This is a genomic window from Achromobacter sp. DH1f (assembly GCF_000633435.1).
Taxonomy (GTDB): domain Bacteria; phylum Pseudomonadota; class Gammaproteobacteria; order Burkholderiales; family Burkholderiaceae_B; genus Achromobacter; species Achromobacter deleyi.
This window is the reverse complement of record NZ_AYMF01000023.1, coordinates 258,384-282,707: the sequence shown is the minus strand read 5'-3', so window position 1 is coordinate 282,707 and position 24,324 is coordinate 258,384. Positions and strand designations below refer to the sequence as shown.

General features: G+C 67.9%; 15 protein-coding genes. All 15 read right to left on the bottom strand.

Features of this window, described 5'->3' with window-relative positions; genetic code table 11:
* The coding region (locus U858_RS33785; protein ID WP_025138790.1) for an autotransporter outer membrane beta-barrel domain-containing protein at positions 1-2,711 on the bottom strand (2,711 nt) is incomplete at its 3' end.
* 248 nt (positions 2,712-2,959) lie between these two features.
* Complete coding sequence (locus U858_RS0119235) at positions 2,960-6,328, bottom strand: autotransporter outer membrane beta-barrel domain-containing protein (RefSeq protein WP_157838825.1); 3,369 nt, start codon at positions 6,326-6,328, stop codon at positions 2,960-2,962.
* Positions 6,329-6,562: 234 nt separating this feature from the next.
* Positions 6,563-7,951 carry an LLM class flavin-dependent oxidoreductase gene (locus U858_RS0119230; protein WP_025138788.1) on the bottom strand — a complete coding sequence of 463 codons (1,389 nt, stop codon included), beginning with the start codon at positions 7,949-7,951 and terminating at the stop codon, positions 6,563-6,565.
* Positions 7,952-8,070: 119 nt separating this feature from the next.
* A complete protein-coding gene (locus U858_RS0119225; protein ID WP_025138787.1) occupies positions 8,071-8,937 on the bottom strand; it encodes an ABC transporter ATP-binding protein in 867 nt (288 codons plus the stop codon).
* A gap of 19 nt (positions 8,938-8,956) precedes the next feature.
* A complete protein-coding gene (locus U858_RS0119220; protein WP_198529741.1) occupies positions 8,957-9,787 on the bottom strand; it encodes an ABC transporter permease in 831 nt (276 codons plus the stop codon).
* Positions 9,784-10,629, bottom strand: a complete 846-nt coding sequence (locus U858_RS0119215) for an ABC transporter permease (protein ID WP_025138785.1) — start codon at positions 10,627-10,629, stop codon at positions 9,784-9,786. The genes U858_RS0119220 and U858_RS0119215 overlap by 4 nt, the downstream gene beginning before the upstream one ends.
* Positions 10,630-10,643: 14 nt before the next feature.
* Entirely contained in the window at positions 10,644-11,807 is a 1,164-nt protein-coding gene (locus U858_RS0119210) for an ABC transporter substrate-binding protein (RefSeq protein ID WP_025138784.1), read from the bottom strand.
* Between the two features lie 28 nt (positions 11,808-11,835).
* The gene (locus U858_RS0119205; protein WP_025138783.1) at positions 11,836-13,356 is read right to left on the bottom strand and encodes an amidohydrolase family protein; all 1,521 of its coding nucleotides are present in this window, start codon (positions 13,354-13,356) and stop codon (positions 11,836-11,838) included.
* 202 nt (positions 13,357-13,558) lie between these two features.
* Positions 13,559-14,566 (bottom strand): alpha/beta hydrolase, encoded by a 1,008-nt coding sequence (locus tag U858_RS0119200; protein ID WP_157838824.1) that lies wholly within the window; start codon positions 14,564-14,566, stop codon positions 13,559-13,561.
* Between the two features lie 8 nt (positions 14,567-14,574).
* On the bottom strand, positions 14,575-16,929 hold the full coding sequence (locus U858_RS0119195; RefSeq protein ID WP_198529740.1) for a TonB-dependent siderophore receptor: 2,355 nt from the start codon (positions 16,927-16,929) through the stop codon (positions 14,575-14,577).
* A 196-nt stretch (positions 16,930-17,125) separates the two neighbouring features.
* The gene (locus tag U858_RS0119190; protein WP_025138780.1) at positions 17,126-18,211 is read right to left on the bottom strand and encodes a FecR domain-containing protein; all 1,086 of its coding nucleotides are present in this window, start codon (positions 18,209-18,211) and stop codon (positions 17,126-17,128) included.
* Positions 18,211-18,786: a sigma-70 family RNA polymerase sigma factor gene (locus U858_RS0119185; RefSeq protein WP_025138779.1), complete on the bottom strand. Its 576-nt coding sequence runs from the start codon at positions 18,784-18,786 to the stop codon at positions 18,211-18,213. Before U858_RS0119185 ends, U858_RS0119190 begins: the two co-directional genes overlap by 1 nt.
* 91 nt (positions 18,787-18,877) lie before the next feature.
* On the bottom strand, positions 18,878-21,037 hold the full coding sequence (locus U858_RS0119180) for a LamG-like jellyroll fold domain-containing protein (protein ID WP_025138778.1): 2,160 nt from the start codon (positions 21,035-21,037) through the stop codon (positions 18,878-18,880).
* A gap of 135 nt (positions 21,038-21,172) precedes the next feature.
* A complete protein-coding gene (locus tag U858_RS0119175; protein ID WP_025138777.1) occupies positions 21,173-22,609 on the bottom strand; it encodes an amidase in 1,437 nt (478 codons plus the stop codon).
* 126 nt (positions 22,610-22,735) lie between these two features.
* The gene (locus tag U858_RS0119170; protein ID WP_025138776.1) at positions 22,736-24,289 is read right to left on the bottom strand and encodes an ABC transporter substrate-binding protein; all 1,554 of its coding nucleotides are present in this window, start codon (positions 24,287-24,289) and stop codon (positions 22,736-22,738) included.
* Positions 24,290-24,324 lie beyond the last annotated feature (35 nt).

Below are 24,324 nucleotides of genomic sequence, written 5' to 3'. Positions count from 1 at the left end.
GTGGACGTGGACGTGGTGCGCGCGTCGCCATGGCCGCCCATCAGGCCGGCGTAGAGCACGCCGCCCTGGCCCAGCGGCGCTTTGACCAGGTCGCCGCCCAGTTGCAGGATGGCGCTGTCCGAATCGATGGCAACGCGGCCCTGCGACAGGCGCAGGCCGCTGTCTTGACGGCCCTGGACGCGGGTCCAGAGGCCGCGGCCGCTGTTGACGCTGCCGTCGTCGGCAGCATCGCCACCGCCGTCGCCGGCCGCGTAGGGTGCGCTGGCGCCGTTGGTGTAGGCGGGAGTTCGGTCGTGGCGGCCATGGTTGAAGAACTGGGCACTGGCCAGCCGGTTGCCCAGGTAGGCGCCGCTTTCGGGCGAGACGTTTCTGACAATACGCAGGGGCGTCGGCGGGGGGACGACAGGGGACACGGGATCGGCCGGCGAAATCGGCACCGCGGGATCGGTCGGCGAAATCGGTACCACGGGAACGGGCGGGACAAACCCCGTGTAGTCGGACGTCAGGTACCAATCCGACGCTGCCCCGCCATTGCCGCCGCGCACCAGGCTGTATTCGTAGCCGTTCAGGGCCAGCGTCTGGGCGCTGGCGCGATAGCCGGAGGACCCGGCGTCCAGGCGGAATGCATCCGCCGTGGTGGTGGCGCCATTGATGGTTTGAACCACACGGATGCCGGTTTGCGTCTGGGCCCCGGTGCCGCCGGCATTGAGAACGCGCAGCGATGTGTTGCCCGTTGTGGTTCCTCTGTTGATCACGAGCTTGTCGGTGGCCGAGGTGTCGTCGCCCAACTGCGTGTTCAGCACCAACGTGCCCCCGCCCGCATAGTTGCTGACTGTGATCGTCTTGAAGCCCACGCCGCCTGTCGGCGCCATGAATGCCACGGTGCCGCTGTTGTCCAGCAGCTCCAACGTGGAATCGCCACGTACGTTCCAGGTGCTGGTGGCGTCCAGCTTCATGCCGTCGACGTGACCGGTGTCGCGCTCTTGCAGGGCGCCGGTCAGCATCGACCCATCCTCCAGGGAGACAAACGCGCTGCCGTCGCGGGCCACCACGTCGCCGGTCAGGCGCGAGCGGACGGCGTTTACCGTGACCCGCACGGTGTTGGTATCCGTGGACACGCCGCCGCTGGTGACGCGCAGGAAATCGGTGTGCAGCAACACGCCGTTGTCCAGGCTGCCGCCCGCCCGTCCAGTGAGGGTGGCGTCGGAGATTTCGAATACATGGTAGCCGCCGTTGGCCCGAAGGGCGGCGCCGTCCTGGGTATTGATCTCGGTGCCGTTGCGTACGGTGACGGTATTGAGTTGGCTGTCGCTCTCGCGGGTGCTCCAGATGCCGACGGCGCCGGCACCTTGCGCGGTCATGCGGACATTGTCGAGCGTGGTGGTCGCGCCCTCGCTGGTCACCAGGCCCGACGAATTGACGCCGGAGGTGGTGACGACGGTATCGGTCGCGGACAAGGTCGAATAGGCCCCGCGGGCCAACAGGCCGGGCGCGTTGTTGCCACGCGTGGTGATGCGGGAGTTTCGCAGCCGGATCTCGGCGGCGTCGCGGCTGTTCAGGTCGCCCAGCCTGACTTCGGCGCCGCTGGCCCGGTTGCCCTGGGTTTCGATGGTGACGCGGGTGGCGTCGATCAGCGCTGCGCTGCCATATTCGCGCGATACGTACAGACCATGGCCGCCCGCGCCCTGAGTTGTGATTGTGCCCGTGTTAAGGGAGACATTGCCTAGCCGGTTGTCTATGCCGGTGAGATTCGAGGTGATGTCGAAATTGTTGGCGATCAGTTGGGTGTCCTTGGACGGCAACCATATCCCGCCGCCATCGGCGGCCTGCGCAGAAATGGACGAATTCGACAGGGAGACGAAGCTATAGGCAGCATTCATGTCGAGCGCGGCGCCGGAACCTGTGGAAATCAGCGCCGCATTGTTGAGGTAGGCAAGGTTGCTCGCGCCGCCCGCATCGGCGCCCATATAGAGTGCAATGCCGCCCGTGAGGCTACCGCCTTCCATATCGAGCCTGCCGCCGCTCATGCGCGCGCCGTAGTGGTCACCGCCGCCCTTGACCACGGTATGGTTCAGCGAAACCTGAGAGTTCAACCCAGCGACCTCGACGCCTGACGAGGCATAGCCGCCCAGGGCCGTGACGCTGCCGCCGTTCAGCGTGATGGTGGCGCCGTTGTTGGCCTGGACGCCGGCGGCGTCATCGCCGCGGGTGGTGATGTCCACGTTCGTTGTCGTGATGGAGGACCGCGCGTCTTGCGCCCACAGGCCCACCGCGCTGACGCCGGTCGTGGCAACCGACCCGCCGCGAATCACGATGCTGCCGCCCGATGTGGCGTTGGCGCCGTTGGACAGGTCGCCGCGGGTGCTGGCCCGGCTATCGGTGAAGGTGATCTCGCTGCCAACGCCCGTGGCGGCCAAGGCATGCGCGGCTTGGCCGTCGCCCAGGGTGGTGACGGAGCTGTTGTTGGTGAGTTCAATTTTGCCGCCGGCGACGGCCCGGACGCCCATCATGTCCTTCGTAGCCGGGTCGCCCGCTGTGCCAACGACAAAATTGACGCCGCTGCCATGGTAGGGCGCGTCGCCGTTCGATACCTGAAGGCCCGCGGCGGGCACGGCGTAGGAAAGGGGCTCGGCAGCGCGGGCCGGCAGGGGGAGTGTGGGCAGCGAGGCGGCGAGCAAGCCGACCATGATGGGGTTCAGAGCGATACGCATAGAGGTTCCTTGGCCCGGGGGCAGGCACATCCACACAGATCCATCAACACCCATTTGTCAAAAGCAGGAATCGTCGAAACGTACTTGTAGGTAGCCAGCCAGCAGGCGGTTGCGTGGCAGTAGTGTGGTCATGGTGGCGTCTTCGAGCGGTGTCCGGAATTGGAATATTCTGAAAGATGTAATTCGGGACACATTCACCGCCAAAAGCGCCCCCGGCCCTGATATCCCTGCTGGCGCGGGGCTGGCTGCTACCAGCGATACCCCACATTCACCATGCCGCCGTAGCCGCGCTGGTTGTTGTTGCCGGCCTGGCCGAAGACGTGGCCGGATACCTGGACGGCGCGGCTGACGCGGCCTTCGGCGCCTACCTTCAGTTCCAGGCTGTTGCGCGACAGGGAGGCATCCAGGGTGTTGGGGCCCATTTGCACCGAGGGGTTGCCGAAGTTGTGCAGCCAGTTGGCTTCCAGGAACGGGCGCACGGCCGGCGTGTTGGGAGTGGCCTGCGGATACAGGCGGACGCCGACGCGCGAGTTCCATGCGTTGTCGTTGCCGCTGCGCATGCGGGTGCCTTGCAGCGTGGCGTCCTGGGCGTCGTAGCGGCTGTAGACCAACTGAGCGTGCGGCTCGATGACGACCGGTCCCAGCGAGGAACCGGGCGCGAAGGGCGCCAGGGCGTAGCCGGCTTCGATCGAGGCGCTCCAGACCGTGGAATGGTAGCGGGTGGATCCGATTTCGCTGTTGATCTGGTTCGAATAGCGGCCATATTGCAGCCAGGTATCGGCGTAGGCGCCCATCCGGGTCGCTGCGTTCTGGTAGAACGTGCCGTACACCCCGACCGAATAGCCGGAGACCTTGCCGCGGGCGCGGGCCTGCACCGTGGCGCCGCCGGGCAGCATGAGGGTGGACGTGGACGTGGTGCGCGCGTCGCCATGGCCGCCCATCAGGCCGGCGTAGAGCACGCCGCCCTGGCCCAGCGGCGCTTTGACCAGGTCGCCGCCCAGTTGCAGGATGGCGCTGTCCGAATCGATGGCAACGCGGCCCTGCGACAGGCGCAGGCCGCTGTCTTGACGGCCCTGGACGCGGGTCCAGAAGCCGCGGCCGGTGTTCAGGGCGCGGCCGTCGGCGGTCTCGCCGCCGCCATCGCGTGCCGCATCGGCCGCGGTATTGCCACTGGCGTAGGACGGCGTGCGGTCATGTCGGCCATGAATGAAGAACTGAGCGCTGGCCAGCCGGTTGCCCAGGTAGGCGCCGCTTTCGGGCGAGACGTTGCGGGACACGGGCCTGATTGGCCGCGCGATCGCCTGGGGATCTTCGGGGTTAATGGGATCTACCGGGGCAGGCGGGATCGGGACATTGACGTAGCTGGTCAGGTACCAATCCTGATCCGCGGCGCCGTGGCTGCCGCGGACCAGGCTGTACTCGTAGCCGTTCACGGAGAGGGTGCGGGTACCGTAGCGAAAGCCGGTGCCACCGGTCAGGCGGAATGCGTCCAGGGTGGTGGTGCCGCCATTGATGGCTTGGATGATGCGAATGCCCGACGGCGCTTCGGCGCCCGCACCGCCAGCGTTGTTGACGATCACGCCGGTAGGCCCGGACGCGTTGCCGCCGTCGATGATGAGCTTGTCCGTCTCTGATGCATCGTCGCCCAGGCGAGTATTGAGTATCAGCGTGCCGTTGGGGCCGACATAGTCATTGACGGTCACGGTCTTGAAGCCCGTGGCGCGCGTAGGCGCATCGAACATGACGAAACTCTCGTTGTTGGTCAGGGTGCCCAGCGTGGAGTCGTTGTTGACGGTCCAGTTGCTGCTGTCCGTCAGCGTCAGACTGCGTATCTTGCCGGTGCCGCGTTGGATCAGTGCGCCCTCCAGGTTGGAGCTGTCGGTGAGTGAAATGTCCACGGTGCCGGTCTCGGCGATCACATCGCCGACCAGGATGGATCGGGTGCGGGCGTCCAGCGTCACCTGTTCGCTATCGATGTTGGTCGTCGTGCCGCCGCTGGTGACGGGAAGGAAGGTCGAGTGCAACAGCACGCCGCCGTTGTTCAATCTACCGCCAGCCAGCGCGACAACCTGGGAATGGTCGAACAGGAAGGTGTGGCTGCCGCCGGCCGCAAGCAGGCCGACGCCATCCTCGGTATTGATCTGGCTGCCGTTGGTGACGGATACGGTATTGCGCTGGCCGGCGGTGTCCAGGGTGCTGCGAATGCCGGCCGCGCCGGCGCCGCGGGTGGAGATGCTGACCTGGTTCAGCGTCACGGCGGCGCGGTTGCTGGCCACTGCGCCTGCGGCATTGGCGCCGGCAGTGCGGACGACGGTGTTGCGCGCGTCCAGGGTGGCGCCGGTACCGTTGGCGTACAGGCCATGGGCGCCGTTGCCCTGGGTGGTTACCGTGGAATCTTCCAGCACGGCCGCGGCCCCATCCCGCCGCACCAGCACGCCAACGGCCGAGTCGCCTTGGGTTTGTATGTCAACGCGCGTCGCGCGCACGGTTGCCGGTGTGCCATAGTCGCGGGATGTGTACAGGCCATAGGCGAAATTGCCCTGGGTCTTGATCGTACCGTCGACCAGCGTGACCCGGCCAGCCCGGTTGTCGATGCCGATATGATCGGACGTGATGTCGAACACGGTTGCAGAGAACACGGTGTCCTCCTCCGGCAGCCAAACGCCCCCGCCCTGGGGGGCCAGCGCTGAAATGGAAACGTTTTCCAGAATGGCTGACGTTCCTTTGTTATTCAGGTCGACGCCGAAGCCGCCGTGGCCAGTGGCGATCAGCGTGGCATTGCTGATCTTGGCGGACGAGGCGACTCCCCCTGGGCCGGAATCACGAAGGTAGATGGCGGTGCGTGCGGTCAGGCTGCCACGATCCATCTCCAGCTTCCCGCCGTACAGTTCGGCGCCGTAGAAGGCACTGCTGCTGGTGACGACGGTATTGGTCAATGACACCAGAGAGTCCGCCCCGGTGATGTAGATACCAGAGGCATTGGCATCACTGGTGGTGACGCTGCCACCTTCCAATGTGATCCTGGCGCCACCGGCGGCGCGGACGCCGGTGGCGGTGTCCCCGTTGGTTGACACGGACACACCGCGGGCGGTGATGGCGGAACCGGCGCCTTCCGCCAACAAGCCGATACTTTGCGATCCCGTCGTGGCGACGGATCCGCCGCGCAGATCAATGGTGCCGCCGGTATCGGCCTTGGCGCCATGTGAATAGTTGGCTTGCGTAGAAACTTCGCTGTCACGGACTGTGATCTGGCTGGCGGCGCCGCTCGCTTGCAAGGCGTGGGATTGCGGCGATCCGTCCAGCGTCTTGATGACACTGCCCGTGAGCGTGACGGCGCCGCCGCTTGCGGCAGCCACGCCAACGGCGCCTCTGCCGGTTGTCGATATGCCGGTGACCGTAATGTTGTCGCCTTGCAAGGCATTGCCTTGAGACACGCTGATGGCCGGGCCCTGGCCCGTGTATGTCACCGTATCGCCGCTGTCCAGCACGAACTGCGTGTTGCCGGCGGGATCATCGACGTTGATTTGCCCACGCTCGGCGGCCTGGGCCGGCAGGGACATCGTGGGCAGCCAGGCGGCGAGCAACGCCGCGGCGAGAGGGGTCAGGGCAATACGCATAGATCGGTCCTTGGCCCAGGGCCAAGGAGGGACGCCTACGCAAATCGAACCAACTCAAAGCGGGAATAACCGGAGCTGCTGAAGGGTAGTACGTATCCGGCCAGGGGCGGTTACGGGGGGGAGTGCGTCATGGTCGCGTCCGTGGAACGTGCAGGGAATTGGAAGATTCTGAAAGTTCGTGGCAAGTGCTGGAATGTTTTGAGAGCTTGCAGCACGGGCCGGACTGCGCCGCGGCTAGGCAACGACTCGCTCGGCCCGGGCATCGGCTGTGCGGGCCTCGGGCGGATGCCCGCGCGCCGCGCGATGCATCGGCCGCGCCAGCTCCAGGTTCTCTCGCAGCGTATTGCCTTCATATTCCGTACGAAACAACCCGCGCCGCCGCAACTCGGGCAGCGCCAGTTCGATGAAATCATCTAGCCCGCCCGGCAGCCAGGGCGACATGATGTTGAAGCCGTCGGCGCCTTCTTCTTCGAACCATTGCTGCAGCTGGTCCGCCACGCTTTCGGGCGTGCCGACTACCTGCTGGTGGCCGCGGGCCCCGGCGATGCGCAGGTACAGCTGGCGGATCGTCAGGCCATCGCGGCGTGCCAGGTCGATCAGCAACTGCTGGCGGCTCTTGCCTCCGTTGGTCTCGGGGATGTCGGGCAGCGGCCCGTCCACCGGGTAGCGCGACAGATCGAAGCCCCCGATCATGTTGGACAGCAGCTGCACCCCCACCACCGGGTGGATCAGGTCTTGCAGGCGGGCGAATTTCTCTTCGGCCTCGGCCTGGGTGCGGCCGATGACGGGGAAGATGCCGGGCATGATCTTGATGTCGTCCGGGTCGCGGCCATAGGCGGCGGCGCGGCCCTTGATGTCGCGGTAGAAGGCCTGGGCCTCGTCGAAGGTCTGGTGGGCCACGAAGATGACTTCGGCGGTGCGGGCGGCCAGGTCGCGGCCGGCGGGTGATGCGCCGGCCTGCACCACCACCGGGCGGCCCTGCGGCGAGCGCGACACGTTCAGCGGGCCACGGACCGAGAAATGTTCGCCACGGTGGTTCAGCGGGTGCAGCTTGTCCGGGTCGAAATACTGGCCGCTGGCCTTGTCGCGCAGGAAAGCGTCGTCTTCCCAGCTGTCCCACAGGCCCAGCACCACATCGTGAAATTCCGCGGCGCGGGCGTAGCGGCGGGCGTGTTCCACGTGTTCGTCCAGGTTGAAATTCTGCGCCTCGCCCTGGCCGCTGGACGTGACCAGGTTCCAGCCCGAGCGGCCGCCGCTGATGTGGTCCAGCGACGCGAACTTGCGCGCCACGTGGTAGGGCTCGTTGTAGGTGGTGGACACGGTGGCGATCAGGCCGATTCTCTCGGTGACGGCGGCCAGGGCCGACAGCAGCGTCAGCGGTTCGAAATGGTCGCTACGGGCCGTGCGCGACAGCGACGGCAGGTCGGTATTGCGCACGCCCACCGAGTCGGCCAGGAACACGGCGTCGAACTTGGCGGCCTCGGCGCGGCGGGCCAGGTCGGCGTAATGGCGGAAATTGATGGGCGCATCGGCCTGGGCATCGGGGTGGCGCCAGGCGGCGATGTGGTGGCCGGTCTGCATCAGGAAGGCGCCTAGCTTGATCTGGCGCGAAGGGCGGGACATGGGGCGGACTCCAGGTAACGGGATAGGCGATCCCCGGGCGCGGCGGCCAGGGATCGCGGGGGCGATACGTTTTGGGGGCAGGCTGCCCGGGCGGTGCGGCCCGCGCAGCCGGGGCGGTACTACCAGGCCATGCGCAGCGAGGCCAGGGACGGCAGCGCCGGCACGCCGGCATTGGCATCCACGCCCAGCGGCGGGCTGTCGTCGGCAGGGGCGCCGTCGGGTTCCAGGAAGTCGGACAGCACGTCGTCGCGCAGGCGGATGAAGCGCGGGTCGCTGCGGTTGCGGGCATGCGGCAGCGGCACATCCACAATGCGGCGGATGCGGCCCGGGCGCGGCTGCATGATCACCACCCGGTCGCCCAGGTAGACGGCTTCTTCCACATCGTGGGTCACCAGGATCATGGTGATGCGTTCTTTTTGCCAGATGCGCTGCAGTTCGGTCTGCAGGCGGGCGCGGGTCAGGGCGTCCAGCGCGCCGAAGGGCTCGTCCAGCAGCAGCACGCGCGGCCGGTTGACCAGGCCGCGGGCAATCGCCACGCGCTGCGCCATGCCGCCCGAGATCTGGTGCGGATACGATTGCTCGAAGCCTTCCAGCCCCACCAGGGCGATGTGCTCGGCCACCCGGTCGCGCTTTTCCGAAGCCGGCAGGTTGGCATTGCGCAGGCCCACGCCGATGTTCTGCGCCACGTTCAACCAGGGGAACAGGCGGTGGTCCTGGAACACGATGCCGCGTTCGGGGCTGGTGCCGCGTACCGGCTGGCCGCCCAGGGTGATGGCGCCTTCGTAGCTGTCGTCCAGCCCCAGGATCAGGCGCAGCAGCGTGGATTTGCCGCAGCCGCTGGCGCCCACGATCGATATGAATTGCCCGGCCGGGATGGCCAGGTCCACGCCTGTCAGCACTTGCAGCACGCCGCCTTCGGCCTGGGCGCTGGGGTAGCGCTTGCCGACGGATTGCAGTTCCAGGTCCAGCGAATTGTCTTGAGCCATGCTTGAGGTTTCCCGCGGGTTATTGGTCCTGGCCGCGCAAGCGCGCCAGCCGGCGTTCGGCCAGGCGGGCCAGGGCGTTCATCAGCCAGCCCACCAGGCCGACGACGAACATGCCGAAGATCACCAGGTCCATCTGGAAGTGTTCGCTGCCTTCGATCAGCAGGTTGCCGATGCCCACGCCCGCCACCAGCAGGTATTCGGCGCCGATGGTGGCCAGCCAGGAATAGATCAGCGCCAGGTAGACGCCGGTGAAGATGGCGGGCGCGGCGGCCGGCAGCACGACCTGGGTGAAGGTCTGCCAGCGGGTGTACTGGTAGACGCGCGCCACTTCCAGCAGCTTGGCCGGCGCGTTGCGCACGCCGTCGCAGGTGTTGACCACCACCGGCACCAGCGCGGCCAGCGACAGAAACACCACCTTGGCCGTGTCGCCCAGCCCGAACCACACCGAGATCAGCGGTATCCAGGCGAACAGGGAAATCTGCTTGAAGGTGTTGAAGCTGGGGCCGACCAGGCGGTTGAACGCGGGGGATAGCCCCAGCAACACGCCCAGGATCAGGCCGGACACGGTGCCGATGGCAAAGCCGGTGAGTTCGCGGCCCAGGCTGGCGCCCAGGGCGCGCCACAGCTTGCCGCCCAGGATCTGGTCGATGGCGGTGGCCAGCACCTTCTCGGGCGACACGAGCAGCGCGGAATTGACCAGGTCGGCGCGCGCCGCCAGCCACCACAGCACGATGGCGGCCACCGGCAGCACCAGTCCGCGCCAGCGGCCGGCGCCGCGCACGGCCAGGGGTTGGGATGCGGCCAGCTCGGCGGCGTCGCGGGACGTTGCGGGGGACAGGGATGCGCTCATGGACGGGCCTCGGTGGGGACAAGACGGGCCGCGCGGGGGCCGTGGATCAGGCGCGTTTCGGCCCAGTCCAGGAGACGGTCGATGGCGTAGCCGATGGCGCCCACGACGATCACCGCGGCCATCACCAGGTCCAGCTGGAACAGCTGGCGGCCGTAGACGATCAGGTAACCCAGGCCTTCGCTGGACGCCACCAGTTCCACCACCACCAGCGACAGCCAGGCCTTGGTGAAGCCCAGGCGCAGGCCGGTGAACAGGGTCGGCAGGGCCAGCGGCAGCACGATTTCCAGCACTTCCTGGCGGCGGCTGTAGCCGTAGACGCTGCCCACTTCGCGCAGCGCCGGGCTGGCCTGGCGAAAGCCTTGCAGCGTGTTCAGCGTGACGGGCACCAGCGCGGCCTTGGCGATCAGGATGTATTTCAGCGGTTCGCCGATGCCCACGATCAGCAGCACGAAGGGCAGCCAGGCCAGCACCGGAATCTGCACCAGCGCATTGAAGGTGGGCAGCACGTAGGCTTCCAGCCGGCGCGACAGGCCCATGGCGGTGCCCAGCAGCAGGCCCAGCACGCTGCCCAGGGCAAAGCCCACCAGCACGCGTTGCAGGCTGGCGCGGGTGTTCAGCCACAGATCGCCGCTGGTGGCCAGGTCGCGCAGGGTGTCCCAGACGTAGGCGGGCGGGGGCAGCACCTGCGGCGAGATCCAGCCCTGGCTGGCGCCGGTCTGCCACAGCACGATCAGGGTCAGGGGCAGCAGCCAGGGCGCGGCGGTCCAGGCGGCCTGGCGAGCCCAGGCCGGCCAGGTGACGGCGGCGGGCGGCGTGGCGCCGGAGAGCGTGGTGGGGGACATGGCGGCGGCCCGGGTCAGCGCGCGGCGGCCTGGCTGGCGCCTGCGGATGCCGCCGCGGCAACGGGCTTGACGTCGCCGGGCGTTGCCGCGGCCGCATTGCCCGCCGCAGGCTTGCCGCTGGCATCGAACGCCGTCCAGTACTTCTCCAGCCCCTGGGCCTTCAGCGAGTTTTGCAGATACCGCGGATCGAACCAGCCATCCAGCGAAACGTCGCGGCGGATCAGTTTCAGCTTGACCGCATCGGCCACCACCGCCTTGTAGCGCGCAATGATGAAGTCGTCGATCAAGGGCGAGTTGCGGGACGCCAGGTCTTGCTTGTCGAACTCGGCGGCCCAGGACGCATAGGGCACGCCGCTCTTTTCCCAGATCTTGAAGAGCGCATCGCGGTTCTTTTCATCGGACGACCACTGCGCGGCGCGCACGAACACGTCGACCACCTTCTGCACCTGGGCCGGGTTGTCGCGTTCGAAATCCTCGCGCACCAGCAACGACGCCTGGCGGGTGTAGGCGGGGTCCTGCCCCTGGGTGCTGTAGATGACCTTGGCCAGGCCCTGGTCACGCACCTTGAACCATTCGTAGCCGCCAAAGGCCGCGTCCACGCCGTTGGACACCAGCGCGGCCTGGGCGCTGCCGGCATCCAGGTTCACGCCCTTGATGTCGCGTTCGGCCAGGCCGTGGGCGGCCAGCACGTTGATGGCCACCAGATGGCCGTTGGTGCCGCGAAAGATCGAGACCTTGCGGTCCTTCAGGTCTTCGATGGATTTGAGCGGCGAATTGGGCGGCGCCACCAGGTACAGGTTGTTGCGCGCGCCGCTGACCAGCAGCAGCTTGGTCTTCAGTCCATTGGCGCGGCCCACCACCTGGGGCAGGTCGCCCTGGTAGGCAAAGTCGATCTGCTTGTTGGACAAGGCTTCGTTGACGGCGGGGCCGGCGCCCTTGAAGAACAGCCATTCGACCTTGACGCCGTCGGCGGCAAAGGCTTGTTCCAGCCATTGGTTCACGCGCACCACGCCGCCCGGCGAGCCGCCCCAGGTGATCGGGTCGCCGCCACCCGCGGTGGCCACGCCCACGCGGATGACGTCGGCGGCGTGCGCGGCGCCGCCGAACAAGACGCCGCCGAACAAGACGCTGGCGGCCAGCGTCAGGCGGAACAATTTCAAGCGTATCAATGACTTCATGGGTAGAGGCTCTAGGCTGGAAGGTGGATCAGGCGGCGCGGGCGACGGGGCTGGCCAGCTTGCGTTCGATGGCGGTGCCGCGGAAGAAGTCCGGGTTGGCCTGGGTGTAGAAGCGGTAGGGGTTGCCGAACACCAGCGCCTTGAAGTCCTGCGCGCTGATGACGCCTTGCTCGACCAGGTCCCAGCTTTCGGCCAGGGGTTCGGTCAGGTCGGGCACGTCCCAGTGGCCGATATCCGACGACCAGATGGCGTTGATCCTGGCGCCCAGCGGGTTGACCTTGTCGTTGAAGGCGGCGGCCACCGTGCGGTCATCGGCTTCCGAGCCGAAGTAGAAGCTGTCGACCCAGCGGGTGCGGATGTCTTCGGCGGACTCGATGCCGGCGGCGGCAAAGTCGTCCAGTTCGTCGGGGTGTGGGTCGCGGCTGTGCGGCAGCGCCGAGATGCCCAGGCTGTCGCGCAGCAATTGCTGCGGGTCGATGTCGCGGCCTTTGATGAAGTCGGCGCCGTAGCGCTGGAACAGCTCGTGCAGCAGCGCCACGTCGGCATTGGCGGGGTTGTAGTTCTGCACCGCGTGGCGGTTGCGCTTTTCCCAGCGGTCCACCAGGTGGGTGTAGACGTGCGAGCCCCAGTCCGCGCCGCCTTCCAGCAGCGCCACCCGCAGGTTCGGAAAACGCCGCGTCACCCCGCCAAAGAACAGCGCCTTGGCAAAGGCCTGCGAGCCATCGGCAAAGTGGCCGATGTGATTGAACATGTAGTTGCTGATCGAATGGCGCCCGGTCCAGCCCTGGCTGCCGTAGTGCGTGGTGACGGGCACGCCCAGCTCGACCACCTTGGCCCAGAACGGGTCGTAGTCGTATTCGCTGTCGATGCCGTAGAAGTCGATGTAGCTGGCGTGTTTGGCGACGTCAGGGTGGTCGGCGGCCGGGTACTTGTCGGCCACCGCCTTGATCGGGCGCTTCACGCCGCCGGCGATGTTGATGACCTTCAGCCCCAGCGTCTTGACCGCGAATTCCAGTTCTTCGATGCCTTCCTGCGGGGTGTTCAGCGGAATGCCCGCCACCGGGGTCAGGCGGTCGCTGTACTTGCGGTACTGGTCGGCGTGGAAGTGGTTGATGGCGCGGTGCAGCGGCTGGCGGAACTCGTTGCCTGCGGCCAGGGGCGCCAGCACGTCATTGGGAAACAGCACGGAGTAGTCGGCGCCTTGCTCGGCCAGCCGTTCGTTCAGCAGCTCGGGCAGCGTGTAGGTGGCCAGGTCCAGCGTGTTGCGCGTGACCCGCGCCCACCAGGGCGAACGCAGCGTGCGGTTGTGCTGGCGTTCCGCCGGGGTCTGCTGGTACCAGTCCTTGCCGCCGCTCTTGGTGGCAAAGCGCGAACCCAGCGCCTTGCGCAGCGCGTCGACCAGCTTGCCGCCGCCGTAGTGCAGCACATAGTCTTCCAGCACCGGCGCATAGTCGTTGACATGCACGTCGGTGTCGATCACCGGGTAATCGAGGGTGGCCTTGACGGCGGCGGACCGTGACGCTTGGCTGGGCTTCAAAGGCTGGTTCATGCTGGCGCGCTCCGTAGGGTAGGTGCAGGGCGCCAGAGGAAATCCCCTGGCTGTCGGCACACCTTACGGGAGGCGCGGGCAACGCCAAACGATGCTTTTGTTCTTTATTTGTGCGGCATTTTCAAATAACCGGCGGCCCCCTGGCCTGGCGTGAACGGCCGTGCCAGGGGGCCGTGAACGGGGCTGCCGCCTGGGGTTGCCGCTACTGCTGGCGTGCGGTCAGCACGTGCCGCAGCACATGCGTGGCCGCCGCCACCGGCACCGACATATGCGTCTCTTCGGGCAATTCCACATAGACCGTGGCCAGCCCCTGCGGCGCCAGCGCCACGTCCAGGCGGCGGGCCAGGGAGCGGGCCTCGTGCACCGTCTGCGCAGTTTCCGCACCGCCCGCCATCAGCAGCAGGCGGCTGCGGCGCAGGTCTGCCTTGCCCGCCTGGGCCTGGCGCACGAAGGCGCTTTCGCGGTCCAGCAGGTAGTGGTCCTGCCACCACAGCGACGGGCTGATGGCCACGATCTGGTTGAACAGGTCCGGCCGGGTGTACAGCACGTTCAGCGCATACATGCCGCCAAAGGAATGGCCGGCCAGCGTCAGGCGCCGATCGTCCACCGGGTAGCGGCGGGCGATCTCCGGTAACAGCGTGCCTTCCAGGAATGCCAGCAGGGCCTGTTCGCCGCCCAGCGGTGGCGGATAGCCGTTGACGCGCGGCAGCGGCTTGCCGGCCGGTTCCGGCGGCGAAAAATCGTACGAGCGCCGCAGGAAATCAAAGGGCAGGTCGGTGGGGTAGCCCACCGCCACGACGATCGCGCTGCCGGCCAGGTCCTGCTGCAGCCGCACCGCGTCGTAATAGGCGCCGAACACGGCATTGCCGTCCAGCAGGTAGATGACCGGACGCTTGCCGCTTGCCGGCGGCTTGCCGCGGGGCTCGACCACCTGGATACGGTAGGCGCGATCGGGCTGGCCGGGCGGATGCAGGTCGAACTGCACGGTGCCGGGCAGGGTGGCGCGGGGGTCGGGCAAGGCCTGGGCGGCGGGCGCTTTGGCCGGGGAGGTGGCCGTCAGGGGCTGCTGCCCCACGGCCTGTTGCTGCCCGATAGCCAGCCCCGACGCGGACAGCGCCAGCACCGCCGTCAGCACCGCCGTCAGCGCGGCCAAGGCGACGCTCCGGGCAGCGCCTGGCGTCTGGCGCATCGCCGCGCGTGCCTGGGTCATGCGCGGCCTCACCATTTGTAGCGCACCTGTCCGACGATCTGGCGTCCCTGGCCCAGATAGCAGTAGCCGTCGCTGCACGTCTGCACTTCCTTGTTCGCCAGGTTCTGCACGCTGATGCTGGCCTGCCAGCCCTTGAGCGCGGGGTGGGCATAGCCGGGTTCGTAGCTCAGGGATACGTCGAACAGCGTCGCGGCCGGGTTGCGCATGACGTTGAGCGAATCGCCATAGCTGGTGCCGATATAGCGCGCCCCAGCGCCCAGTCCCACGCCGGCCAGGGGCCCCTGCGGCAGGCGGTAGTCCAGCCACAGGCTGGCCATGTGGCGCGGCTGGTAGGACGGCACCTTGCCGACCTCGGCGGGGTTGTTGCTCTGGGTGACCTTGCCCACGTTGTAGCTGTAGCTGGCCACCAGCTGCAGGCCGCGGTCCAGTTCGGCCAGGCCTTCCAGTTCGATGCCGGTAGACCGCAGGTTGCCCGCCAGTTCGGAATAGGGTGTGGCCGGCACGACGCGGGCGGCGTCCTTTTCCTCGATGCGGTAGGCCGCCAGGGTGATGTAGCTGTGCGAGCCATCGGGCTGGTACTTGATCCCGGCCTCGACTTGCGAGCCGCGGGTGGGGCCCAGCACGTTGCCGGCCTTGTCGATGGCGGTGTTGGGGGTGAACGACGTGGAATAGCTGGCATACGGCGCCAGGCCGTTGTCGGCCAGGTACAGGGCGCCTGCCTGCCAGGTGAAGGCCTTGTCGGTCTTGGCCTGGGCCGGCGCCTGGGTCAGCAGGTTGCGGTTGTCCTGTTTGGCGATGTCGTAGCGTCCGCCCAGCGACAGCCGCCAGTTGCCCAGCTTGACCTGGTCGGCCAGGTAGGTGCCGTACTGTGAATTGCGTTGCAGCACCGACACCATGTTCATGGGCGGCGTGGGGCCGGGCACGTAGCCGTATTGGGGATTGTCCAGATTCAACGACGGGTAGCCGGACGCCAGGTAGCCCACGCCCTGGTCCCATTTCAGCCACTGGTAGTCGAAACCGGCCAGCAGGCTGTGCGCGGCCGCGCCGGTATTGAAGCGGAAGGTGGCGTTGTTATCCACGGAAAGGGTCTCGACCGTGCTTTCCACGCCCCAGGCGCTGCGGGTCAGCAGGCGCGTGCCGGGTTCCAGCGCACCGCCGCTCAGGTAGCGGGCATCCAGCGATATGTGGCCGTAGCGCAGCTGCTGCTTCAGCGTCACGTCCTGGCCCAGGCGGTGTTCCAGCTCGTAGCCGGCCTGGTACTGGGTCTGGCGCTGGTGGTCGTAGCGCGGATCGCTGACGCGGATGTGGGTCACTTTGCCGTTTTCCACGTAGTTGCCGACGTTGGCGTCGGTCTCGTCCTTCATGTACTGGCCCAGCAGCGTCAGGGTGGTGTCTTCGCCCAGGCGGAATTCGAACGACGGCGCGAACAGGTCGCGATCGTCGGCGATCATGCGGTCGGTGTCGCCCCGGCGCAGCAGGCCGACCACGCGGAACTTCGCCGAGCCGGACTCGTTGATGCTGTCGCCGATGTCAAAGGCGGCCTGCTTGCGGTCGTGGGTGGCGCCCAGCAGCACGATTTCATGAATGGGGTCGGGGCCGGGCCGCTTCGAGATCCGGTTCACCACGCCGCCCGGCGTGCCCTGGCCATACAGCACCGACATGGGGCCCTTGACGATGTCGATGCGCTCCAGCGCATAGGGTTCGGTGCGGAAATAGGCGTAGGACCCCGGCGTCTGGCGCAGGCCGTCCAGGTAGTCGCCGGTGGTGTTCACCGGAAAGCCGCGGATCGTGATCTGGTCAAAGCGCGGGTCAAAGCCCGCGCTGCCCGTGCCCACGCCCGCGGCATAGCGCACCGCCTCGGGCATCGACGTCACGCCGCGCGCGTCCATCTGTTCGCGCGTCACCACGCTCACCGAGCGGGCCGTTTCCATCAGCGAGGCGTCGGTCTTGGTGGCGCTGCTGCTGGTCTGCGCCACGAAACCGTCGACGCCGGCCGATGCGCCGACCACTGCGATCGGCGCCAGCGTGGCCGGGCCCGTGGCGTGGGGTTCCAGCACGTACTGGCCGTCGCCGGTGCGCGTGGCAGTCAGGCCGGTGCCGGCCAGCAGGGCGGCCAGCGCTTCGGGCACCGTGTAGCGGCCGGACAGGCCGGGGCTGGACTTGCCCTGGGTCAACGGCATGGCGCCGCTTAGCGGAATGCCCGCCATCTGGCCAAAGGTGTTCAAAGCCTGGGTCAGCGGGCCGGCGGGAATCTGATAGCTGCGGCGGCCGTCGGCGGGGGCCGTCTGGGCCTGGGCTGGCGCTGGCGCCGTGGGCACCAGTACGGTCAGCGTCAGGCCGGCGGCCAAGAGCCAGGGGCGCATCTTCCGGGGGGTAGGCGGGGGCGCGACAAGGGCGGCAGGCAAAGCGTGGGGCAAATCGAAAGGCAAATCGACGGGCAGATCGTGCGGGCGTTTCATCGGGGTTCCGTAAGCGTGCGTCAGGCGGGCTGGGGCGCCATGCATGGCAGCCCCGCATCTACCTGATCGAACGAAACGGAAAAAGGGGAAGGCACGGCGCTCACGCCGGCGTCAGCGTGGTCCACCAGGGCAGCTTTTTCTCGACCCGCAACGACAGGGCGCGGGCCAGCAATTGCAGCGTGCGTTCGGGGTCGGCCAGCGGATAGGTGCCCATCACGCGCAAGCCGGCGGCCTCGGGCGCGACACCCAGATGGCCGCGCTGGTAACGGGCCAGTTCGGCCACCAGCTCGTCCAGCCGCATGTCGTTGGCCACGATCATGCCTTGGGTCCAGGCGGCGGCCCCGGCGTCGGCCGGACCCGGGCGGCCGATGTGGTCCGCCGTGTACACGACCTGGTTGCCGGCCGCGACGGCCAGCCGCTCGCCGCTGTCCGCCGTGCGGACCTGCACCGTACCGTCCAGCACCGCCAGCCGGGTCGCCTGGTCCAGCAGGCGGACACTGAAGCGGGCGTCGGGGGTACCGGCTATTGCAGAAGATCCCGAGAGGATTCCGGCGCCCTGGCCCTGCGGCCCGCCGGCAGGTTGGGGCGCCTGGGACGTGGCCGACGTGGCCAGGCGGCCTTGCGGCGTGGCGACCACGAACGGGCGGGCGGCATCGGGTGCCGCCGCCACCAGTATTTCGCCACGCAGCAGCGTCAGGCGCCGTTCGGTGGGCCCGATGGCAAAGTCCGCGGCGCTGGCCGTGTTCAGCCACAAGTGGCTGCCGTCGGCCAGGCGCCATTCGCGGACCTGGCCGGTGGCGCTGCGGTAATCCGCCGCCAGCGCCAGCAGTTCGACGCGCAGCGGCGTATGGCGCCACGCCAGCCAACTGCCCAGCACGCCGCCCGACAGCCAGGCCAGGGTGCGCAGGTGGCGCCGCCGCGCCGGCATCAGCGCGGCCTGCAGGCCGGCGGATGCGGCCCGCGGCTCGCCGTCCGTGCGCAGCGGCGCAAAGCGCTGGCTCACGGCCTCGATATAGCGCCAGGCGGCCTGATGGCCCGGACTGCGGTCCAGCCAGGCGCGCCATTGCGTCCAGTCGGCCGCGCTGGCGGCCTCGTCATGCAGCCGCACATACCAGTCGGCCGCCTGTTCCAGGCTGCGATGATCGGCGGCGCCCGCGGGCGCGGCGGGGAAAGCGTGGCGGCCCATCAGCTTGCCGAGGGGGCGGGGCCGCCCAGTGCGGCCGGCGGCACATGCACGGGCTGCGTGGCGGCATGGTGCACCGCTTCCAGCAGCGCGCAATGCAGCATCGCCTGCGCCAGGTATTTCTTGATGGTGCGCTCGGACACGTCCAGCTCGACGGCGATTTCCCGGTATTTCAGGCCATCCACATGCGACAGGATGAATGCCCGCGCCACCTTGGGCGGCAGTTGCCGCAGCATCTCGGCCGCCTGCATCAGCGTTTCGATGATGATCGCCTGCTGCTCGGCCGAGGGTGCCGCCGCGCCTGCGCAGGTGTTCAGGGTGTCCAGCCAGGCGCGTTCGACTTCCTGGCGCCGCCACAGGTCGATGCACAGCCCGTTGCCCATGCTGCGCAGATAGGCGCGCGCGCCTTGCGGCGTATCAAAGGCGCGGGGGGCGGCCAGCAGGCGCACGAAGGCGTCATGCGCCAGATCGGCCGCGTCGAACGCATTGCCCAGCCGGCGCAGCAGCCAGGTGCGTAGCCAGCCGTGGTGCGCCTGGTACAGGTGATGGATGTCCGAAGGGGAAGAGTCGGGGCGCATGGCGGGGCAACGTGACGAAATACCCCGGGAGTTTAACAGGAACGATTATCAGTTACGTGAGCGGCGGCCGGCTCCGGCCGCCGCTCACCGGTCAGCTGCGCCGCGCGGTCAGCCACTGCGCCGGCAGCAGCGCCTTGTTCACGATCCGCACTTCGCCAATGCTGCCAAAGAAGCCGTCGGCCCGGTTGCCGTCCCACGACCCGGCGCCGACGACCCACGGCATGTTGGCGGCCAAGGTCGCCAGGCCCGGCGCGTCGGACGCGTTGCGCAACACCGGCGCGCCTTCGACGTACAGGATGGTTTCGTGGGTGGTGTTGTCGTTGACCACGGCGATGTGCAGCCACTTGTCGGCGATGATTTCGCCGGACCAGTTGGTCTTGGCGTCGCGCGTGCCGGTCACGTCGGGCACGACTTCCCACTGGATTTCACGCAGGCTGGACACGGCGAACAGCAGCGGCGGGGATTCGCCGTCGCCGCCATTGAAGCCGGGCAGGCTGCCGCGCTTGCCGTCGCGAGTCATGATGTTCATCCACGCGTTCTTGCCCGAGGTCCAGTCGCGGTCGATCTTGATGAAGGCTTCGACCGTGTAGCCGTTGGGCACGGTTTCGGCATTGATCGCGGCGGCCGTGTCAGTGGTGAAGTAGCTCATGCGGGCGGTGTTCTTGTCGGTGTTCAAGAAGCGCACCGAGCCCGGGGCGGCAGACAGGTAGTGGTGGTCGTTGGACCAGACCAGGTCGCCCAGCTGGGCGCCGGCCACGCCGTCGATGTTCAGGGCGGCGCGGCGCACGGGGTTCAGCCCGGTGCGGTCGGCGACGACGGTGCCCACCGGCACGGGCTGGCCGTCGGTGCCGCCGAAGAAGCGCCAGTGGGCCAGGGTGCCGGACACCTGCGGGTAGTCGTCGCTGTCGGCGGCGGGCTTTTGCGTGGTGGCGGGCGGTTCGGTGTAGTTGGCCAGGATCAGCGCGCGGGCCTGGTCGATCAGCGCGGTGTGGCTGGGCGTGCCGGCCTTGAAGTCCTTGTTGAAGCCGGCAAAGCGCTTGGCGAAATCCATCTTGATGGTGAATTCCTCGTTGGCGCCGGTCAGCACCGCCTGGTCGAAGGCGTTGAGCGTGTTCTTGGGCTTTTGCGGCACCCAGGGCGAGAACGACAGCACGCGGATTTCGTTGTTGGTGAGGTCGAATTCGTACAGGCGCATCAGGCCGTTGCCGCCCTGGTAGGCCATCTGGTAGTCGACGACCATTTCATGGACGGGATTGCCGAAGTCGTTGGTCTTGGTCAGCAACGCCGCGCCATGGTAGTGGCCGTTGAGCGTCATGAAGATCTGGTCGTTGCTGTGGATCAGTTCACGCCACAGCATCAGGCCGTACGGCACCTCCAGCGGGCTGATGCCGTCTTTGTCGATGTTCAGCAGCTGGTGGTTGACCAGGATGACGGGCAGCGTCGGGTTGGCGCGGATGACCTGGTTGGCCCAGGCCAGCGCCGCGTCGGAAATGCGCCAAGACAGGGACAGCACCATGAACTTCTGGCCTTCGGCTTCGAACACGTGCCATTCGTGAAAACCGCTGGGGTCGCGGCCGCCGAAAGTGGCTTGTTTCTTGGCGCGGTCGGTGCCGAAGGTCTGCAGGTAGGGTTCGTTGGCCAGGGTGCGCTGGGCGTCGGTGGCGCTGGTCTGGCTGCTTTGATCGACGTAGTCGCGGTCCAGGATCACGTCGTGGTTGCCGGCCAGGATGGAATACGGCACCTTGGCGTCTTCCAGGATCTTCATGGCCGCGTCGGCCACCTTCCACTGGTCGGGCTTGTTCTGCTGGTCGACCACGTCGCCCAGGTGGATCAGGAAGGGAATGCTGAGCGCCTTGGCGTTGTTGGCCACCCATTGCGTCTGCGCCTTGTAGGGCTCGCTGCCGTACTTGCGCATGAACTGCTGGTTTTCGGCATCGGTGGCGTAGCGCGAATAGAACTGCGTGTCGGGCAGCACGGCAACGGCGAAGCTGGAGATGTTCTTGGGCTGCGGTTGCGGCGCCGGTGCGGGGGCATCGGGCGCGGCGGGGCCTTCGTCGTCGTTGTCGCTGGCGCAGGCCGACAGCAGCAACGAGCCGCCGACCGGCATGAGCGTGGCGCCCAGGCCGGCTTTGAGCAGGCTGCGGCGGCGCGGGTCCGTCGCGGCCGGCAGCGTGCGGCTTGTCTCGGCAATGTCATGATCGCCGTGTTGCGGGGTTACGGGATACTGCGAGTCTTGCTTGTCGTGCGCCATCTGTGCCGCCCAAGTGAAAAAGAGGGAAGCTTAGAAACGCGCAATGACGGAAATGTTAAGCGTGCGTGAACATTGTGTGCGGCATGGGGATCGCGGGTGCGAACTCGTTCATGCCGTGACCCAAGAGAAACGTTGTCACGCGTGTACCGGCGGCAAGCGGTCGGCCCACGGCCGGGCGCGTTCCAGTTGCCCGGCCAGTTCGATCAGCGTGGTGTCGTCACCATACGGCGCCATGAACTGGATGCCGATCGGCAGGCCGCTCGCGTCGCCGCACAGGGGCACGCTCATGGCGGGTACGCCGGCCGCGTTGGCGGGGCGGGTGAAGACGGTGCCGCGCATGAATTCGTCGGCGAAGGCGCGCCAGTCGCTGCTGCGCACGTCCAGCGCGGTCACGGGCGGGGGCAAGGTGGGCAGCGCGGGCGTCAGCAGCACGTCGTAGTCCGCCATCAGGCGGCCCAGGCTGCGGGCGATGGCGTTGGCCGTGTTGCGGGCGACCAGCAGGGCGGGTGCGGACAGGCTGCGGCCATATTCGGCCAGGCCCAGGTTGGCGGGTTCGAAGCCGCTGGCGTCGGCGGGGCGGCCGGTGTCGGCGGCGATGGCGTCGACCTCCAGCGCGGTGTAGGCGGCCACGATGCGCAAGTACGCGTCGGCCAGCGCGGCCTGGTCGAAGTTGAAGGCGGTAAGTTCGACTCGGTGGCCCAAGTGACGGCATAGCGTGGCGGCGTCGTCCAATGCGGCGGCGACGGCGGGGTCCAGCGTCATGTCCAGGCCTGGCTGCGTGATGAGGCCAATGCGCAGCGCGCGCGGATCGCGGCCGGCGGCCTCGGCGTACGCGCCGGACTTGGCCGGGGCGGCATACAGCGCGCCGGGCTCGGGTGCGTCGGTCAGGTCGAGCAGCAGGGCGGAATCGCGCACCGACCGGGTCAGGACGTGGTGGCTGACCAGCCCGCCCCAGTTTTCGCTGGACACGGGGCCGCAAGGCACGCGGCCGCGCGAGGGGCGCAGGCCGAACAGGCCGGTGCAGGCGGCCGGGATGCGGATGGACCCAGCGCCGTCGTTGCCATAGGCCAGCGGCACCATGCGCGCGGCAACGGCAGCGGCGGCGCCGCCGGACGAGCCGCCGGGGCTGCGGCGGGCGTCCCAGGGGTTGAGCGTCGCGCCGTGCAGGGTGGGCGCGGTGTGGATGTTGGCCGAGAATTCCGGCAGGTTGGTCTTGCCGACGATGACCAGGCCGGCGGCCTTGTAGCGCCGCACCAGTTCGTGGTCGTGCGCGGGGGTGTAGCCCACGGCGGCGCGGCAGCCGAACGACATGGGCGTGCCGGCGTAGGTGGGGCAGTCGTCCTTGAGCAGCATGGGCACGCCGCGCAGCGGGGCGTCGGCGGGCAGCTCGCGCAATTGCGCCTCGGCCTCGTCGCGCATGGTGAGGATGACGGCGTTCAGTTGCGGGTTGACGCGGTCGATGGCGGCAAAGGCCTGCGCCACGGCCTCGGCCGGGGTCAGGCGGCCGGCGCGGATGGCGGCGGCCAACGCGGTGGCGTCGGCCTGGAGGTAGTCGGAATCAGGGATGGGCATGGCTGCGGGAATGCGGGTCAGTATGAATGGAAACAGGTCAATGGCGGAGCGGCGCCAGCGCGGCGGCCAAATTCAAGGCCAGAATTCACACGAAATTCAAGCCCATGGCCACGGCGCGAGCGGGCATCACGGTTGCGTCTTGGTCACGCCCCAGAACCGGTGCGTGCCGCCCGGCCAGCCCTGGTAGCCCTGCACCGACGGCCGCAGTGCGGTGACGACGGGCAGGTTGAACAGGCCGATGATGGGGATGTCTTGCGCCATCAGTTCGTGCAGCTGGTTGAAGAGGTCGCGGCGTTTGTTCGGGTCGGGCTCCATCGCCACCTGCTTGAGCAGGGCCGAGGCCTTGGGGTCGTCCCATTGGCGGGTGGGTTCGACCTTTTTGTCGCCGATCAGCGATTCGTACATCAGCAGCGGGTCCAGCCGGGCGGAATAGCCGAAGATGGCCAGCTCGTACTGGCCACGGCCGTACAGGTCCAGCTGCGAAGCCCAGTCGCGCACTTTCAGTTCGACGTTGATGCCGGAGGCGGCCAGCATGGCCTGCACGATGGTGGCGGCCTGGATGCGTTCCTGGCGGTTGGCGACCAGCAAGGTGATGGGTTTGCCCTTGTAGCCGGCCTGCGCCATCAGGGTGCGGGCGGCGGCCGGGTCGTAGGCCGGCCAGGTCTTGCTGCGGGCATCGTAGTACGGGCTTTGCGGCACCAGCACCGACGGGTTGGCGCTGTACAGGCCTTCGCCCGAGGCCTCGGCCAGGTCGGGCAGGCTGAGCGCGTGGGCAATCGCCTGGCGCATGCGCACGTCTTGCAGCGCGGGCGCATTGCTTTGCACCTGCATGACCAGCCAGCTGGGGGTCTGCTGCACCTGTACCGTCAGGCCCTGGCCGCGCAGCGTCTGCATGGTGGCGGGCTCGATGCCGTCCACGACGTCCAGGTCGCCGGACAACAGGCCGTTGCTGCGGGTGCTGGCGTCGGGCACCGTCATGAAACGCAGCAGGGGAATGGTGGCGGTCTTGTTGCCGGCGTAGCCGTCGCGTGCGCCGGGCAAGGCGTCGTAGGCCTCAAAGCGCTTCAAGTCCAGCTGGCGGCCGGTCATCATGCCGGCGAAGGCATAGGGGCCGGTGCCGATGGGGGCCTTGAAGCTGCCGTCGGCGTTGACCGAATCCGGGTGCAGGATCCACGGCGTGCACTGGATGGTGGCCAGCGTCATCAGGAAGTTGGGCGCGGGCGAGGCGAAGGTGAACCGCACGGTCTGCGCATCGACGGCGTCGACCTGCTGCAAGGCGGGGCCGATCTTGCCGTTGTAGCGGTTGACGCACTGGAAGTTGGTCTTCGGATCCAGATAGCGCTTGAAGTTCCAGGCCACGTCGCCGGCCGTCAGCACCGCTCCGTTGTGGAAATGCACCTTGGGCCGCAGGGTGAACTCGTAGACCTTGCCGTCGTCCTTGACCTGCCAGCTTTCGGCCAGCACGGGCTTGATCTTCAGGTCTTCGCCATAGGCCACCAGGCCTTCGACCACGTGGGCCAGCACCATATCGGCGTTGGCGTCGCGGTTCACGCCGGGGTTGATGCTGGCGATATCGGCGTGCAGCGCCACGCGCAGCGTGCCGATGTCGCCGACGGCGTGGGCGGCGGGGCCGGCCAGCAGGCCGCACAGCAGCAGGGCCAGGGCAGGTTTGCGTGTCATGGGGTTTCCCTTGTGTTTTTGTCTTGGTGGCGGGT

Coding starts and splice junctions, on each gene's coding strand:
- U858_RS0119225 (WP_025138787.1), bottom strand. CDS start 8,937: ATGGCTCAAGACAATTCGCTGGACCTGGAACTGCAATCCGTCGGCAAG.
- U858_RS0119190 (WP_025138780.1), bottom strand. CDS start 18,211: ATGGGCCGCCACGCTTTCCCCGCCGCGCCCGCGGGCGCCGCCGATCAT.
- U858_RS0119185 (WP_025138779.1), bottom strand. CDS start 18,786: ATGCGCCCCGACTCTTCCCCTTCGGACATCCATCACCTGTACCAGGCG.
- U858_RS0119220 (WP_198529741.1), bottom strand. CDS start 9,787: ATGAGCGCATCCCTGTCCCCCGCAACGTCCCGCGACGCCGCCGAGCTG.
- U858_RS0119210 (WP_025138784.1), bottom strand. CDS start 11,807: ATGAAGTCATTGATACGCTTGAAATTGTTCCGCCTGACGCTGGCCGCC.
- U858_RS0119175 (WP_025138777.1), bottom strand. CDS start 22,609: ATGCCCATCCCTGATTCCGACTACCTCCAGGCCGACGCCACCGCGTTG.
- U858_RS0119215 (WP_025138785.1), bottom strand. CDS start 10,629: ATGTCCCCCACCACGCTCTCCGGCGCCACGCCGCCCGCCGCCGTCACC.
- U858_RS0119170 (WP_025138776.1), bottom strand. CDS start 24,289: ATGACACGCAAACCTGCCCTGGCCCTGCTGCTGTGCGGCCTGCTGGCC.
- U858_RS0119235 (WP_157838825.1), bottom strand. CDS start 6,328: ATGCGTATTGCCCTGACCCCTCTCGCCGCGGCGTTGCTCGCCGCCTGG.
- U858_RS0119180 (WP_025138778.1), bottom strand. CDS start 21,037: ATGGCGCACGACAAGCAAGACTCGCAGTATCCCGTAACCCCGCAACAC.
- U858_RS0119195 (WP_198529740.1), bottom strand. CDS start 16,929: ATGCGCCCCTGGCTCTTGGCCGCCGGCCTGACGCTGACCGTACTGGTG.
- U858_RS0119205 (WP_025138783.1), bottom strand. CDS start 13,356: ATGAACCAGCCTTTGAAGCCCAGCCAAGCGTCACGGTCCGCCGCCGTC.
- U858_RS0119200 (WP_157838824.1), bottom strand. CDS start 14,566: ATGACCCAGGCACGCGCGGCGATGCGCCAGACGCCAGGCGCTGCCCGG.
- U858_RS0119230 (WP_025138788.1), bottom strand. CDS start 7,951: ATGTCCCGCCCTTCGCGCCAGATCAAGCTAGGCGCCTTCCTGATGCAG.